Annotated in this window: 15 protein-coding genes; 7 read left to right on the forward strand and 8 right to left on the reverse strand. The window is 68.5% G+C overall.

Annotated features, from left to right (window positions below):
* The first annotated feature begins 44 nt into the window (after window positions 1-44).
* The gene (locus tag ACFY1E_RS08335; protein WP_389072884.1) at window positions 45-1,427 is read left to right on the forward strand and encodes a serine hydrolase domain-containing protein; all 1,383 of its coding nucleotides are present in this window, start codon (window positions 45-47) and stop codon (window positions 1,425-1,427) included.
* 59 nt (window positions 1,428-1,486) lie between these two features.
* Here the strand turns inward: ACFY1E_RS08335 and ACFY1E_RS08340 are convergent, their stop codons facing one another.
* Together ACFY1E_RS08340 and ACFY1E_RS08345 are read right to left on the reverse strand one after the other, a co-directional pair.
* Window positions 1,487-1,939 carry a GNAT family N-acetyltransferase gene (locus ACFY1E_RS08340; protein ID WP_389072886.1) on the reverse strand — a complete coding sequence of 151 codons (453 nt, stop codon included), beginning with the start codon at window positions 1,937-1,939 and terminating at the stop codon, window positions 1,487-1,489.
* Between the two features lie 38 nt (window positions 1,940-1,977).
* Window positions 1,978-2,844, reverse strand: coding sequence for a GNAT family N-acetyltransferase (locus tag ACFY1E_RS08345; RefSeq protein WP_389072889.1), 867 nt, complete (start codon window positions 2,842-2,844; stop codon window positions 1,978-1,980).
* Window positions 2,845-3,041: 197 nt separating this feature from the next.
* On the opposite strand from ACFY1E_RS08345, the gene ACFY1E_RS08350 reads away from it, so the two are divergent.
* Complete coding sequence (locus ACFY1E_RS08350) at window positions 3,042-3,674, forward strand: HAD family hydrolase (RefSeq protein ID WP_389072891.1); 633 nt, start codon at window positions 3,042-3,044, stop codon at window positions 3,672-3,674.
* Between the two features lie 391 nt (window positions 3,675-4,065).
* On the forward strand, window positions 4,066-5,487 hold the full coding sequence (locus ACFY1E_RS08355) for a globin domain-containing protein (protein ID WP_389072893.1): 1,422 nt from the start codon (window positions 4,066-4,068) through the stop codon (window positions 5,485-5,487).
* A gap of 14 nt (window positions 5,488-5,501) precedes the next feature.
* Here the strand turns inward: ACFY1E_RS08355 and ACFY1E_RS08360 are convergent, their stop codons facing one another.
* The 5 genes from ACFY1E_RS08360 to ACFY1E_RS08380 form a co-directional block, all read right to left on the reverse strand.
* The gene (locus ACFY1E_RS08360; protein ID WP_123966210.1) at window positions 5,502-5,984 is read right to left on the reverse strand and encodes an NUDIX domain-containing protein; all 483 of its coding nucleotides are present in this window, start codon (window positions 5,982-5,984) and stop codon (window positions 5,502-5,504) included.
* Between the two features lie 88 nt (window positions 5,985-6,072).
* A complete protein-coding gene (locus ACFY1E_RS08365) occupies window positions 6,073-6,978 on the reverse strand; it encodes a LysR family transcriptional regulator (RefSeq protein WP_389072895.1) in 906 nt (301 codons plus the stop codon).
* A gap of 242 nt (window positions 6,979-7,220) precedes the next feature.
* Entirely contained in the window at window positions 7,221-8,372 is a 1,152-nt protein-coding gene (locus tag ACFY1E_RS08370) for a cystathionine gamma-lyase (RefSeq protein ID WP_389072898.1), read from the reverse strand.
* Complete coding sequence (locus ACFY1E_RS08375) at window positions 8,369-8,860, reverse strand: low molecular weight protein-tyrosine-phosphatase (RefSeq protein WP_389072900.1); 492 nt, start codon at window positions 8,858-8,860, stop codon at window positions 8,369-8,371. The genes ACFY1E_RS08370 and ACFY1E_RS08375 overlap by 4 nt, the downstream gene beginning before the upstream one ends.
* A 7-nt stretch (window positions 8,861-8,867) precedes the next feature.
* Window positions 8,868-9,245: a phage holin family protein gene (locus ACFY1E_RS08380; RefSeq protein WP_389072903.1), complete on the reverse strand. Its 378-nt coding sequence runs from the start codon at window positions 9,243-9,245 to the stop codon at window positions 8,868-8,870.
* Window positions 9,246-9,304: 59 nt separating this feature from the next.
* Here ACFY1E_RS08380 and ACFY1E_RS08385 point away from each other — a divergent pair, with 59 nt between their 5' ends.
* The 4 genes from ACFY1E_RS08385 (at window position 9,305) to ACFY1E_RS08400 (ending at window position 11,654) form a co-directional block, all read left to right on the forward strand.
* Window positions 9,305-9,622 (forward strand): cupin domain-containing protein, encoded by a 318-nt coding sequence (locus ACFY1E_RS08385; RefSeq protein WP_099930040.1) that lies wholly within the window; start codon window positions 9,305-9,307, stop codon window positions 9,620-9,622.
* Between the two features lie 149 nt (window positions 9,623-9,771).
* Entirely contained in the window at window positions 9,772-9,984 is a 213-nt protein-coding gene (locus tag ACFY1E_RS08390; RefSeq protein WP_123966204.1) for a DUF5326 family protein, read from the forward strand.
* Window positions 9,985-10,291: 307 nt separating this feature from the next.
* On the forward strand, window positions 10,292-11,119 hold the full coding sequence (locus tag ACFY1E_RS08395) for an IclR family transcriptional regulator (protein ID WP_389072905.1): 828 nt from the start codon (window positions 10,292-10,294) through the stop codon (window positions 11,117-11,119).
* Between the two features lie 97 nt (window positions 11,120-11,216).
* Window positions 11,217-11,654 (forward strand): SsgA family sporulation/cell division regulator, encoded by a 438-nt coding sequence (locus ACFY1E_RS08400; protein WP_266957524.1) that lies wholly within the window; start codon window positions 11,217-11,219, stop codon window positions 11,652-11,654.
* A gap of 152 nt (window positions 11,655-11,806) precedes the next feature.
* Here the strand turns inward: ACFY1E_RS08400 and ACFY1E_RS08405 are convergent, their stop codons facing one another.
* Window positions 11,807-13,291 carry a YibE/F family protein gene (locus ACFY1E_RS08405; RefSeq protein ID WP_389072907.1) on the reverse strand — a complete coding sequence of 495 codons (1,485 nt, stop codon included), beginning with the start codon at window positions 13,289-13,291 and terminating at the stop codon, window positions 11,807-11,809.
* Window positions 13,292-13,359: the final 68 nt, after the last annotated feature.

Consider the following 13,359-nt stretch of genomic DNA (forward strand, 5'->3'; position numbering starts at 1 on the left):
AAATGAACTCGACGGCCGGGTGTCCCGCGGGATGGACTTGGGTCATGACAACACCTCAGGAAGAGCTGCTCCCCGGTACGCGTCGGGCACTGCTGCACCGGATCGCAGTGGCGCAGGCCGAAGGACGTGCCCCGTCGCTGGTTGCGGCAGTCGTGAGGGGCGGCCGGACCGTGTGGCACGGCGCGCGTACCTCGGTGGACGGGCATGGTCCGGATGAGACGGTGCAGTACCGCATCGGTTCGATCACCAAGACCTTCACCGCGGTTCTGGTGCTCCGGTTGCGCGATGAGGGCCTGCTCGATCTCGGTGACCCGCTGGAGAAGCATCTGCCGGGAACCGGTGCGGGGGAGGCCACCATCGCCGACCTCCTCGCCCATACGGGCGGGTTGGCGGCGGAGTCGCCCGCCCCGTGGTGGGAGCGCACTCCGGGATCCCTGCGCCCCGAACTCTCCGACGTCCTGGGAGAGAAGCCTCTCCTGCATCCGGTGGGCCGCCGCTTCCATTACTCCAACCCCGGTTACACCGTGCTGGGGGCGCTGGTCGAGAAGCTGCGTGCAGCACCCTGGGAAGAGGTACTTCGGCGTGAAGTGCTCGAACCTCTGGGCCTCGACCGTACGAGTGGTCATCCTCAGGCTCCCCATGCGGGTGGATGGGCCGTGCACCCCTGGGCCGATGTCATGCTGCCCGAACCAGCCGAGGACCTCGGGCTGATGGCCCCGGCGGGTCAACTCTGGTCAACCACGGGTGACTTGGCGCGCTTCGCTGCCTTCCTCGCACGGGGCGACGACCGGGTACTGAGCGCCGAGACCGTGAGGGAGATGCGGACGCCCGCTGCACCGGCCGAAGCGGCGGATGTCGTGGACGGAGTCACCTACGGGCTGGGGCTGCAGATTCAGCACCGGGACGGCCGACTGCTCGTGGGGCACTCCGGGTCACTGCCGGGGTTTCTGGCGAACCTCACCTTCAGTGTTGAGGACGACGTCGCTGCTGTGGTGCTGGCCAACTGTACGTCCGGCCCGCTGCTGTCCACCCTCGGAGCCGATCTTGTGCGGATCGTCGCTGAGGCCGAGCCCCGGATTCCTGAGCCCTGGCGGCCACTGCCGGAAGTCGACGCATCGGTGCTCGAGTTGGCGGGGCCGTGGTACTGGGGAACGCATGCGTTCGCCCTGCGGCTGGCGACCGGAGGTGTCTCATTGGAGCCGCTGTCGGGAAGTGGTCGCCGCTCGCGTTTCAGGGCGAACGGCGACGGTACGTGGACCGGACTGGAGGGCTACTACGCCGGAGAGCTCCTGAAGCCCGTACGGCGCCCGGACGGGACCCTGAGTCATCTGGACCTCGGGTCGTTCGTGTTCACGCGTCAGCCGTACGACGAGGAGGCTTCCGTGCCCGGTGGGGTGGATCCGGACGGCTGGCGGGGGATCGGCTAGACGCTAGGGCTCGGCCGACGCTGTTTCACGTGAAACACGACCCTTCACAAGTCACGGCCTCACAGGTGGAGCTTGAAGCCCACGTGTGAGGCCGTGAAGCCGAGGCGCTCGTAGAAGCGATGGGCGTCGCTGCGGGTGTTGTCGGAGGTCAGCTGGACCAACTGGCAGCCCTGTCGCCGGGATTCGTCGATCGCCCACTCGATGAGCTGTGTGCCCAAGCCGCTGCCTCGCTCGTCGGCGTGGATGCGGACTCCCTCGATGATCGATCTGACGGCGCCGCGTCGCGACAGACCGGGGACGACCGTGAGCTGGAGTGTGCCGACGACACGGCCCTCACGAACGGCGACGACCAGGTGCTGGTTCGGATCGGACGCAAGCCGTTCCAGCGCGGCCAGATACGGGGTCAGGTCGTCCGGTGACTCGCGCTGGGCTCCCAGAGGGTCGTCGGCGAGCATCGCGACGATCGCGGGCACGTCGTCCGCCGTGGCGGGCCGTATTTCAAGATCTCCCATGCCCCGCACCTTACGCACCGGCACCCCCGGAGGCGGGCTCAGCCCGCTGCCACCGTCAGCGGAGCAAACCGTCTGCTCCAGTCGCCGGGCAGTTCCGGGATCCCGTACGTCATGACCGCGTTGAAGGCGACGGGCGCCAGCCCCCGCGCCTTCACCCACGCCAGCAGCTCTTCGTGCCGTACGTCGATGTCGGTGCGCAGGGGGCGGTCGGTATGGGCGGCGAGAGAGGCGACGAGTGCCTTTGCCGTCTCCGTGTCCCTGGCAATGAGCGGGCCCACGACATGGGTCTCCATGTTGGGCCAGGCGGCCGCGTAGCCGATGAGCCGGCCGTCCTCCTCGGCGACGCGCAGTCGGTCGGCGAAGGCGGGCAGTCGGGTGATGACGGGTGTGCGGTCGGCGCCGAACACCTCCTCGTCGAGCCGGAGGATCGCAGGGAGGTCCTCGGCGGTGGCCGCACGTGTGACCACCTCGGGCTCAGGCCCGCCGGGCATGAAATGCCCACGCACCATCTCGGCCCGGCCGGTGGCCTTGAAGCCGAGTTCCTCGTAGAGCGGACGGCCGTTCGGAGTCGCGTGCAGCGTCAGCGGGGTGGTGCCCATGGCCGAGACGATGTGCCGCATCAGGTGGCGTCCGATTCCACGGCGGGCATGCCGTTCGGCGACCAGCACCATGCCGATGGCGGCGAGAGCGGGGCGATGTTGCGGCCCGTACTCGGTGACGACGCAGGCGCTGACGAGGCCACCGTCGGGGTCGTCGATGCCGTATCCCTTCCCGGCTGTGAGGAGCAGGCCCCACTTGTGCTCCTCACGAGGCCACCCCCGGTCTTCGGACAGGTCGGCGCAGGCGGTGAGATCGCGAAGCGTCAGACGGCGGACGGCAAGAGCGGGGAGAGAAGGAGTCGGCACGCAGGTCAGGCTGTCCGACCTCTGCCCTCGGCGTCCACTTCTTTCCGGCAAGAAGCAGGAGCTTTTGGCCATGTCGCGGGCAAGTGCACAGGGGGCCGACAGCCGTTGGGTGTTTCACGTGAAACACGGGCGAACACCGAGCATCAGGTGGTCTCACTGGAGGAGCCTCCACGAGCCCCCCGTTAGCCTCGGGTGCCATGGCAAGACTTCATCTCTTCGATCTCGACGGCACGCTGCTGCAGGGCACTTCGGCGCCCGTGGAGATCTCGCGGCAGCTGGGGCTGGAAGCCGAGACGGTAGCGCTCGATCAGGCGATCTCGGCAGGACTGATAGGCCCGCCGCAATATGCGGCGCAGGTGTACGAGCTCTGGACGGAACTCACCGAGATGCATGTGTCGGCCGCCTTCGAAGGTGCCCCGTGGCTGGAGCGCATCAGGGAGGTCTGGGAGGAGATCCGGCAGGTGGGCGATTACTGTGCCGTCGTATCGCTCTCGCCCTCCTTCTTCGTGGAGCGGCTCATCGGGTGGGGCGCGCACGCGACGTTCGGGTCCCGTTTTCCCGCCGTGCCGTTCACCGAGCCCGTCGACCCGTCCGGAGTTCTCACTGCCGTGGCCAAGGTCGAGATCGCCGACCGACTCTGCGGCGAGTTCGGCGTGGCCCGGGAGGACTGCATCGCCTACGGCGACTCGCTGTCGGACACAGAGCTGTTCGCTGCGGTGCCGGTCTCGGTAGCGGTCAATGCGGACCGCCATCTGTCCGGTCTTGCGACACACTCGTACATAGGAGGGGATCTGTGGGAAGCCTATGAATTGGTGCGTCACGCCCGGTAATTGAAGGAATTGCTGGTTCGCCCGCTCTCCCATTCGTGGCGGAGGAAGGGGGGACTTGTGATCGGAGCGTTGGCCGGTATGGTCGACTCCGGTTCGCTGCGGGGCAAGACGTACACATCCTGGGCGGACCGAGGGCAAGGCGATGCAGCGTAACGGGACGGAGAGATCGAAGACCCGCATTTGCGGTTATACGGCCGGAGTGTCCATGTGGGATGGGATGCTGCGGTGAGAGCACTGCGGTCAATGTCACACTCTCGCCTTACTTGTCCGTACAGCACGTGAATCCAGGTTGAATGTGGCCGCATTGGCCGCGGCATGAAACGGGGAAAGCAAGCCGTCTGCGGGGGAAAAGGCACCTTCCGACCGAGGAAGTGCGCAGACCGACCGAAAGATGTTCGAGGCGAGGCACACCATGGACGCTCCGACCACCGCGTCGGCCGAGAACGGCACATCCGGCGGCGGGAGCGGCGGCTGGTTCACGCCGCGCAAGCAGCCGGCGGAGGACGCGCCGCAGTCGGCACCACCCGCCGAACCCGCTCCGGAGGCTGCTGCCGCACAGCCCTCGGCCGCACAGCCCCTCTCGGCAGAGCCCTCTTCCCCCGAGGCACTCCCCGCCGACCTGCACGTGCCCACCCAGCGCTCCACCGCGCCCACAGCGCAGCCGCAGGAGCCCGCCGTTCAATCCGGCGCCCAGGGCGCGTCACCGGATGCCCTCATCATCCGTCGGACCATGGCCGAGGTGGCGCCGATCGCCGACAAGGTCACCTCGTACTTCTACGCGCTGCTCTTCGTCCGACACCCCGATCTGCGGTCGCTGTTCCCGGCCGCGATGGACACCCAGCGCGACCGGCTGCTCAAGGCGCTGCTCACCGCGGCCGAGCACATCGACAACACCGAGGTCCTCGTCGCGTATCTGCAGAACCTCGGCCGTGGTCACCGCAAGTACGGCACCAGGCCCGAGCACTACCCGGCCGTCGGTGAGTGCCTCATCGGTGCGCTGAGCAGGTACGCCTCCGGCATCTGGGACGCGGAGACGGAGGCGGCCTGGGTGCGGGCGTACACGACCATCTCGCAGGTCATGATCGACGCAGCGGCCGCGGACGAACTGCGTGCCCCGGCCTGGTGGTACGCCGAGATCGTCGCGCACGACCTCAGGACCCCGGACGTGGCGATCGTCACGGTCCGCCCCGACCAGCCCTACCCGTTCCTCGCAGGCCAGTACACGAGCCTGGAGACCCCGTGGTGGCCGCGAATCTGGCGGCACTACTCCTTCGCCTCGGCACCCCGCTCCGACGGTCTGCTGACCTTCCATGTGAAGGCCGTCCCCGCGGGTTGGGTCTCCAATGCGCTGGTGCACCGCGCCCGTCCCGGCGACATCATCCGCCTCGGCCCGCCGGCCGGTTCGATGACCGTCGACCACACCACCGACAGCGGACTGCTGTGCCTGGGCGGCGGCACCGGCATAGCACCCATCAAGGCACTGGTGGAGGACGTCGCCGAGCACGGCGAACGGCGGACGGTCGAGGTGTTCTACGGCGCCCGCACCGACCACGACCTCTATGACATCGACACGATGCTCAGGCTCCAGCAGTCCCACCCCTGGCTCTCGGTCCGTGCGGTCATCGACCAGCAGGCCCATCTCCAGCTTCCGGACGCCATACGCGAGTACGGGCCGTGGAACGAGTTCGACGCCTATCTCTCGGGTCCGCCCGGGATGATCCGCAGCGGGGTGGACGCGCTGAGGAACATCGGTATCCCGTCGGAGCGGATACGGCACGACTCGGTGGAGGAGCTCGTCGCCATCGGAGACTGATCCGGCGCCTGGGATCAGCCCAGGTCCGGCGCGTGCATGGCGCGTACGCCCTCGATGTTCCCGTCCAGGTAGTGCCGCAGGGACAGCGGTACGAGATGCACGGAGGCGATCCCGACGCGGGTGAACGGCACCCGCACGATCTCGTACTCGCCGGCGGGCTCGTCCACCTCGGGGCCGTGCCGCAGGGAGGTGTCCATCGACTCCAGCCGGCACACGAAGAAGTGCTGCACCTTCACACCGGTCGCGCCGCCGTCCTCGCCGATGTGTTCCACGGTGTCCACGAAGCAGGGCACCACGTCGGTGATCTTGGCGCCGAGCTCCTCGTACACCTCACGGTGCAGGGCGTCGACGACGGTCGTGTCGCCGGGCTCCACGCCGCCACCGGGAGTGACCCAGTAGGGATCGACACCGGGCTTGGTGCGCTTGATCAGGATCAGATTGTCGCCGTCCAGAAGAACGGCACGTGCGGTGCGCTTGACCACGGGTCGGACGGTCATGGGAGAAATGTGGCCCGGTTGGTTCCACGTGAAACATCGCGGGATGTCACCGGTCGAGCTCACCCCGTGACTATCGGAAAAGTGCTGGTCACGACCAGTCGGCGGCCGCTCGCAGCAGCCATTCGTGAGCCCGCGCGATGTGCGGCATCGCGAGGGTGCCGGTGCGGACCACCAGGAAGTACGTGCGCAGCGGCGGCACCGCGGGTTCGTGGAGGGCAACGATCTCACCGCGCTCCAGGGCTTCCCTGCACAGATAGCGGGGCAGTACCGCGAGCCCCGCGCCCGCGACGGCGCAGGCCAGGACCGCACGCAGATCCGGGACGATGACGGTGCCGGGTACCGCAGGGCGGGAGTCGAAGACGGAGGCCCAGTAGCGGGAGACGAAGGGCAGCGACTCGTGCACCTCGATGACGGGGACGTCCTCCAGGGCGGGCGCTCCCTTGCGGCGCGGCTTCCCGGGGCCCAGCCGCTCGGCCCGCGCCGGGGTGGCGACAAGGACGTGCTCTTCGTCGCAGAGTGGAGTCGCCGTGAGCAGGGCACCGCGTGGACGGGCCGTACAGATGGCCAGATCGTGATGTCCGGCGGCGAGTCCCTCCAGGGCTTCCTCGGCGTTCCCGAAGGAAGCACGCAGCGCGAAGCCCTGGCCGTCCTCACCGGTCAGCTCCGTGAGGGCGGGCAGCGCCCGTTCCGCCGTGAACTCCGGAGGGCCGGCGAGATGCAGGGTCCGTAAGGAGGACTCGTCATCGAGGCCGGTCTCGGCGATCTCCACCAGGGCGTCGAGATGGGGAGCCGCCTTGTGGGCGAGTTCGTCCCCGATGGTCGTCGGGGTCACTCCGCGCGCCTGCCGCAGGAACAGGGGGCGGCCAAGCTGCCGCTCCAGCGTGCGGATCTGCGAGGTCACGGCCGGTTGCGACAGGCCGAGCAGGGCGGCGGCGCGGGTGAAGGAGCCGGCCCGGTGCACGGTCACAAAAGTGCGCAGCAAGGCCAGATCCATGGTTCGCCCTCCCCAGTTCCCTGCCCTTCTCCCGGCCCTCAGGCAGGGCCCAACTATAAATAAGTCGATAGGTCTCTGTCGCTACTGTGATTGGACACTGACACAGAGTCAACTAGCCTTGTTCGCGCGGTTCTTCGCGCGCGGAACCGAGGACGGTCCGAGCCACGAGGGGGGAGGCTCGGACCGTCCGTTGTGCGTAGCCGGGCATGGACCCGGCGACCGCAAGGCAGTCGCCGGCCCCGTCATTGCGCGGACGCGTCCAGCGCGCGGAGCACATCCGCCACCAGGTCCTCGGGGTCCTCGGCGCCGACCGAGAAGCGAATGAAACCCTCCGGCACGGCGTCCCCGCCCCAGCGCCCGCGCCGTTCGGCCGTCGACCGCACCCCGCCGAAGCTCGTCGCGTCGTCCACGAGCCGCAGGGCATCGAGAAAGCGGTCGGCACGCGCGCGCGTGGGCAGCGTGAAGGAGACCACGCACCCGAAGCGGCGCATCTGCTGCGAGGCGATCTTGTGCGAAGGGTCGTCGGGGAGGCCCGGGTAGCGCAGGCCGGTCACTTCGGGCCGCTTCCGCAGCGCCTCGGCGACGGTGAGAGCCGTCGCGCACTGCCGGTCGACGCGCAACTGGAGCGTGGCGATCGAACGGTGCGCGAGCCAGGCCTCCATCGGTCCCGGAATCGCGCCGATGATCTTGCGCCAGCGGCGTACGGCGGCCATGGCCTCGGCGTCGCGGCCCACGACGTAGCCGAGCAGGACGTCCCCGTGCCCGGTGAGCTGTTTGGTGCCACTGGCAACGGCGAAGTCCGCACCGAGCTCCAGCGGACGCTGTCCCAGTGGCGTGGCGAGGGTGTTGTCGACGGCGACAAGGGCGCCACGCGCATGTGCCGCCTCGACGAGCCGGCGGATGTCGCACACGTCGAGCCCGGGGTTGGAGGGCGACTCGATCCACAGCAGCTTCGCGCCGTCGAGGACGTCGAGCTGGGCGTCGTCGCCGGTCGGCGCTGTGCGCACCTCGATGCCGTACGCCTCCAGTTGCTCGCGCACCATGGGCAGCACCTGATAGCCGTCGCTGGGCAGGACGACCGTGTCCCCCGCCCGCAGTTGAGAGAAGACCACCGCTGAGATGGCGGCCATCCCGGAGGCGAAGGTGAGCGTCTCGACGCCCTCCTGCCCCGGCGCCTCCAGCTCGCCGATGGCCCGCTCCAGCAGGCTCCAGGTCGGGTTCTGGTCGCGTCCGTAGGTGTACGGGCCGTCGACGTCACCCGGCAGGTGGTAGTGGGCGGCAAACGCCGGTCCGGGCAGGTGCGGCTGGTTCTTGGCCGGCTCGGGCAGCCCGGCCCGCACCGCGCGGGTGCCGTCACCACTGCCCGTCGACGGACCCGTACCGGAGTCGCTCATACCGCCTCCACCTCCACTTGCCGGCGTACTTCGGCGAGCAGGCCCTCGCTCGCCGCCTCCACCATCTCAAGGCACTCCTCGAAGCCGTCCAGGCCCCCGTAGTACGGGTCCGGTACGTCGACGTCGTCGCCGGCGGCCAGATCGTAGGAGCGGAGCAGCCGCACCTTCGCCGCGTCCTCCGGAGTGCGGGCGAGGCGGCGCAGGGCCTTGAGGTGGCCGGTGTCCAGCGCGATGACGAGGTCCAGGCGGGAGAACCACGACGGCTGGAACTGGCGTGCCGTGTGGCTGCTGTCGTAGCCGTTCTCCTCCAGGACGGAGACGGTGCGCGGGTCGGCGCCGTCGCCCTCGTGCCAGCCGCCGGTGCCGGCGCTGTCGACCTCGACCAGGGCGTCGAGTCCCGCCTCCGCTATGCGGGCCCGGAAGACGGACTCCGCCATCGGGGAGCGGCAGATGTTTCCGGTGCAGACGAAGCAGACGCGATAGCTCATCGGGTGCTCAGTCGTTGTCGGGCAGGACGACGTGCAGCGCCCAGGACACGATGGAGATGATCAGGCCACCCAGGACCGCCGTCCAGAAGCCCTCGACGTGGAAACTCAGGTCGAGCTTGTCGGCCAGCCACGAGGTGAGCAGCAGCATCAGTGCGTTGACCACGAGGGTGATCAGACCCAGCGTCAGGATGAACAGGGGGAAGGTCAGGACCTTCAGGATCGGCTTGACCAGGAAGTTCACCAAGCCGAAGATCAGCGCGACGATGATCAGGGTGCCGGCCTTCTTGCCCGTGCTGTCACCGGTCAGGGTGATCTTGTCGAGCAGCCATACGGCGACCGCCAGGGCACCCGCGTTGGCGATCGTCTTGACTACGAAATTCTTCATGTGTCTGATCGTGGCAGACGAGATCGGTCACGAGCACTGGGACGAGGGCGACAAGGGCGATGAAGGCATTCCGGCTGGACGAACTGGAGGCGGAACGAGCCGCCAACGAGGGTGCCTACCTGCAGTTTCTGCGTGAGCGGCACATGTCCGTCGGCCTGTATGCGCTCAATGCCGGCGAACATGATCCACAGAAGCCGCACAACCAGGACGAGGTCTACTTCGTCGTGAGCGGCCGTGCCTCGATCACCGTCGGTCTGGAGACCACCGAGGTCGCCCGTGGCAGCGTGGTGTACGTGCCGGCCGGCGTCGCCCACAAGTTCCACCACATCAGCGAGGACCTGCGGGTGCTCGTGGTGTTCTCTCCGCCGGAAAGCTGACCTGCCGTCTCGGGGTTCCCTAGGGGATCAGTCAGGGGAGGACAAGGGATGCGAGGCCCCCGCCGGGGCCCCTGCCGGCCCTAGCATCGAGTGCAGGACATCAATGGGCCCCTGCACAGCAGCCGGGCGGAGAGGTAAGGACGAGCGCAATGGGTGAGATCTTCGGCGGACTGCCGTGGTGGGTGAAGTGGATTGCGGTGCCGGTCATCGCCCTCGTCGTCTTCGGCGGGCTGATAGCCAGCGTCGTCGGCTTCGTCATCGGGCTGCTGTTCAAGGTGCTGGTCTTCGTGGCACTGGTCGGTGGACTGATCTACGTCGTGCGGAAGTTCACGTCGAGTTCCTCGTCGCGCAGCGACTGGTGAGGGCCCTGGGACACCGGTGATCGGTAACAGGAATCACCGGTTCCCTCGCGCGAGGGAAGTTTTCCGGACAGGACGCATCAAGGCGCCATCTCGCCATTAGAGTCCGGAATTCGACGCGGGGGCGACCCCGCGAGCGGCGTACACCCCCTCCCGTGTTCCCCACGGCACGGGCAGCCCCCTCGCGCTTCGGGAGTGACCCTTGGCCACGGTAGACACCGCACCCACAGACCCCCACGTACCCCCCACCCCAGCCCCCGGACGCCGCATCAGGCCCCCTGAACAGCCGGGCCCCTCCACGCAGGAGCGCGTGACGGCACCACCCGTATCCTCGCGCCTGACCGCACCACCGGTGCAACCGTCCCTGGAAACCGCCCCGGCGCAGCCGCAGTCCGCAACCCTCATCGGATCCGTCCAGCGCGCGATGCGCCTGCTGGAATGCGTCGCGGGGCACGAGCACGGAGCCCCCGCCAAACAGCTCGCCCGCGAGACCTGCTTGGCGCTCCCGACGGCGTACCACCTGTTGCGGACCCTCGTCCACGAGGGCTATCTGCGCCGGGACAAAGGCCTGTTCTTCCTCGGCGACGCGGCGGTGCGACTGAGCAGCAGCGGAGCCCAGCAGAAACGTCGCAGCACGATTGCCGACGCACTCGCCGGCTGGCGGGACGCGATCGGTGTGCCCGTGTACTACGCCGTGTACCGGGAGGGCGAGATCGAGGTCATGTGCGTCTCGGACACCCCGGGCAATCCGGCCGTCGAGGAGTGGGCCGACTTCCGCGAGACCGCACACGCGCATGCGATCGGCCAGTGTCTGCTGTCCCAGCTGGACGACGCGGCCCGCCGCGACCACCTCGACCGCTACCCCGTGCAGTCCATCACCCCGTACACCGTGCGTGACAACCACACCCTGCTGCGGCGGCTCGAGCGAACACGGCGGATGGAGCCGGTGACGGAGCGGCAGGAGTACGCGCTGGGGACGGTCTGCGCCGCGATTCCGATCACGGTGGGGACGACGGCCGCGACGATGGCCATTTCTCTGCCCTCGCATCAGGCCGACCGGCTGATGTCCGCGGCTCGGCAACTGCAGAACGAGATCGGAAGGCTGATGGGGTCACTCGCCCTCTCTATCAGTATCTGAAAACTCACTCCTTGTGATCTGTCGTGTACGTTCAGCAAGATTCCACCAGTGTCAGGGGATCACTCCCAGCCGGCGGCTTCACATGACGGGGTAGGCGATGCGCGAGTCCGTACAGGCAGAGGTCATGATGAGCTTTCTCGTGTCCGAGGAGCTCTCCTTCCGCATCCCGGTGGAGCTGCGCTACGAGAGCTGTGATCCCTATGCCGTGAGGCTGACCTTCCACCTTCCCGGTGATGCGCCGGTGACCTGGGCCTTCGGCCGTGAGCTGCTCATCGACGGGGTGTGCCGGCCGTGCGGGGAAGGAGATGTGCGCGTCTCACCCGCCGAACCGGACTCCCTGGCAGAGGTCCTGATCAGGCTTCAGGTCGGCCGCGACCAGGCACTGTTCCGTGCGTCCACGGCGTCGCTCATCGCGTTCCTCGACCGCACCGACAAACTGGTGCCACTCGGCCAGGAGGGCTCCCTCGCCGACTTCGACGCCCACCTCGACGAGGCCCTGGACCGCATCCTGGCGGAGGAGCAGAGCGCGGGCTGAAACGGGACCGCGGGGGCCGACCGGAACGCTTCTGCGTGGGATGCGGAGGACGCAGTAACGCTTCTCCATGTCTCGACGTCTCCATGTGCCCGGCGGCTGGAGTCAGGTACCGCCCCGACCGTCTGTTCAGGCGTGCCTGAGTGGCCCTCGCCTCACCGCTTGCGCCGTCTGCCCCGCCCCGAGCGCACCGCAACAGGTGCTGCGCCCGCCGTGCCCGCCGCCTGCTCCGGTCCGGGACGGTCGGCCGCGACCACCAGTGCCGCGAGCAGCGTCGTCACCGGCACCGAGGCGACCAGGCCGATCGAGCCCACCAGGGTGCGTACGATCTCCTCCGCCACCAGTTCACTGTTGGCGACCGTCCCCACACTGCTCTGCGCGATGGAGAAGAGCAGCAGCAGGGGCAGCGCGGCGCCCGCGTACGCGAGGACGAGGGTGTTGACGACGGATGCGATGTGGTCGCGTCCGATACGGATGCCCGCCCGGTACAGCCCCCGCCAGCCCATCGACGGATTCGCCTCGTGCAGCTCCCAGACCGCCGAGGTCTGGGTGACCGTCACGTCGTCGAGGACACCGAGCGAACCGATGATGACGCCGGCCAGCAGCAGGCCGCTCATGTCGATCGACGGGTACAGGCCGTGGATCAGGCCGGTGTTGTCGTCCGTGTTGCCGGTCAGGGCGGCCCAGCCGATGAACTCGGAGCCGAGCAGGCCGATCAGGACGAGCGAGAGCAGAGTGCCCAGCACCGCCACGGAGGTACGGGCCGACAGACCGTGGCACATGTAGAGCGCGATCAGCATGATGGCGCTCGATCCGATCACCGCCACGAGCAGCGGATCCGAGCCCTGCAGGATCGCGGGCAGGATGAAGAAGGTCAGCACCATGAAGCTGACGGCCAGCGCGATCAGGGCCATCAGTCCGCGCATCCGTCCCACGACCACGACGGCGAGCGCGAAGATGCCGGCCAGCAGCGCCATGGGGAAGCGGCGGTTCACATCGGCGACCGAGTACTGCAGGTCCTTCGGCGCGGAGGGCTCGTATGCGGCGACGACCTTCTCGCCCTCATGCAGTTGCCGTGACTGGTCGGGCTGCACGATCTCGGTGAACGTACGGCCCTTGTCCTTGCCGGTGTCGACGCGGATCGTCGCCTTCTTGCAGGTGCCTTTCGCCTGCTGCTGGGCGGATGAGCCCTCGGCGGTGGAGGTGTCCCCCGTCGGAGTCTCGCCCGAGGCGTTCACCGACTTGCAGCTCACGCTCACGACCTTGGCGACCGTTGCCTGCTGGGTCTGCCGGTCGAAACCCACACCGGTGCGCTGGTGCGGCGGGGCGCCGCCGGGCCACAGGACCACGAGCCCGACCCCCACGGCCGCGGCGAAAGGGATGAGGATGGCGGCGATGACCTTGCGCAGGTGCATGGAGACGGGGGCCGCAGGACCGTGACTGTGCGAGTGACCGTGCCCGCCGGCGGAACCATGGCCGTGCCCCCGCCCGTGCCCGCCACCGGCCTGGTGACCGTGCCCCGCGCCGGCTCCCGGCCCGTGGTGGTGCCCGGCCCCGGAGCCATGGCTGCTGCCGCCTCCGGAGCCGTGCCCGGGGGGCGGCTCCGGAGGCGGGAACGGGGGCTGATGTGTCGTGGTCACCGCCAGATCATCGCAAGAACGACAGGGGCCCTCTGTTCAGCGCGCCCGAATTGACGCTAGCGTGGAGG

Origin of the sequence: Streptomyces sp. NPDC001604 (assembly GCF_042893475.1) — a bacterium.
In the GTDB taxonomy this organism is placed as follows: domain Bacteria; phylum Actinomycetota; class Actinomycetes; order Streptomycetales; family Streptomycetaceae; genus Streptomyces.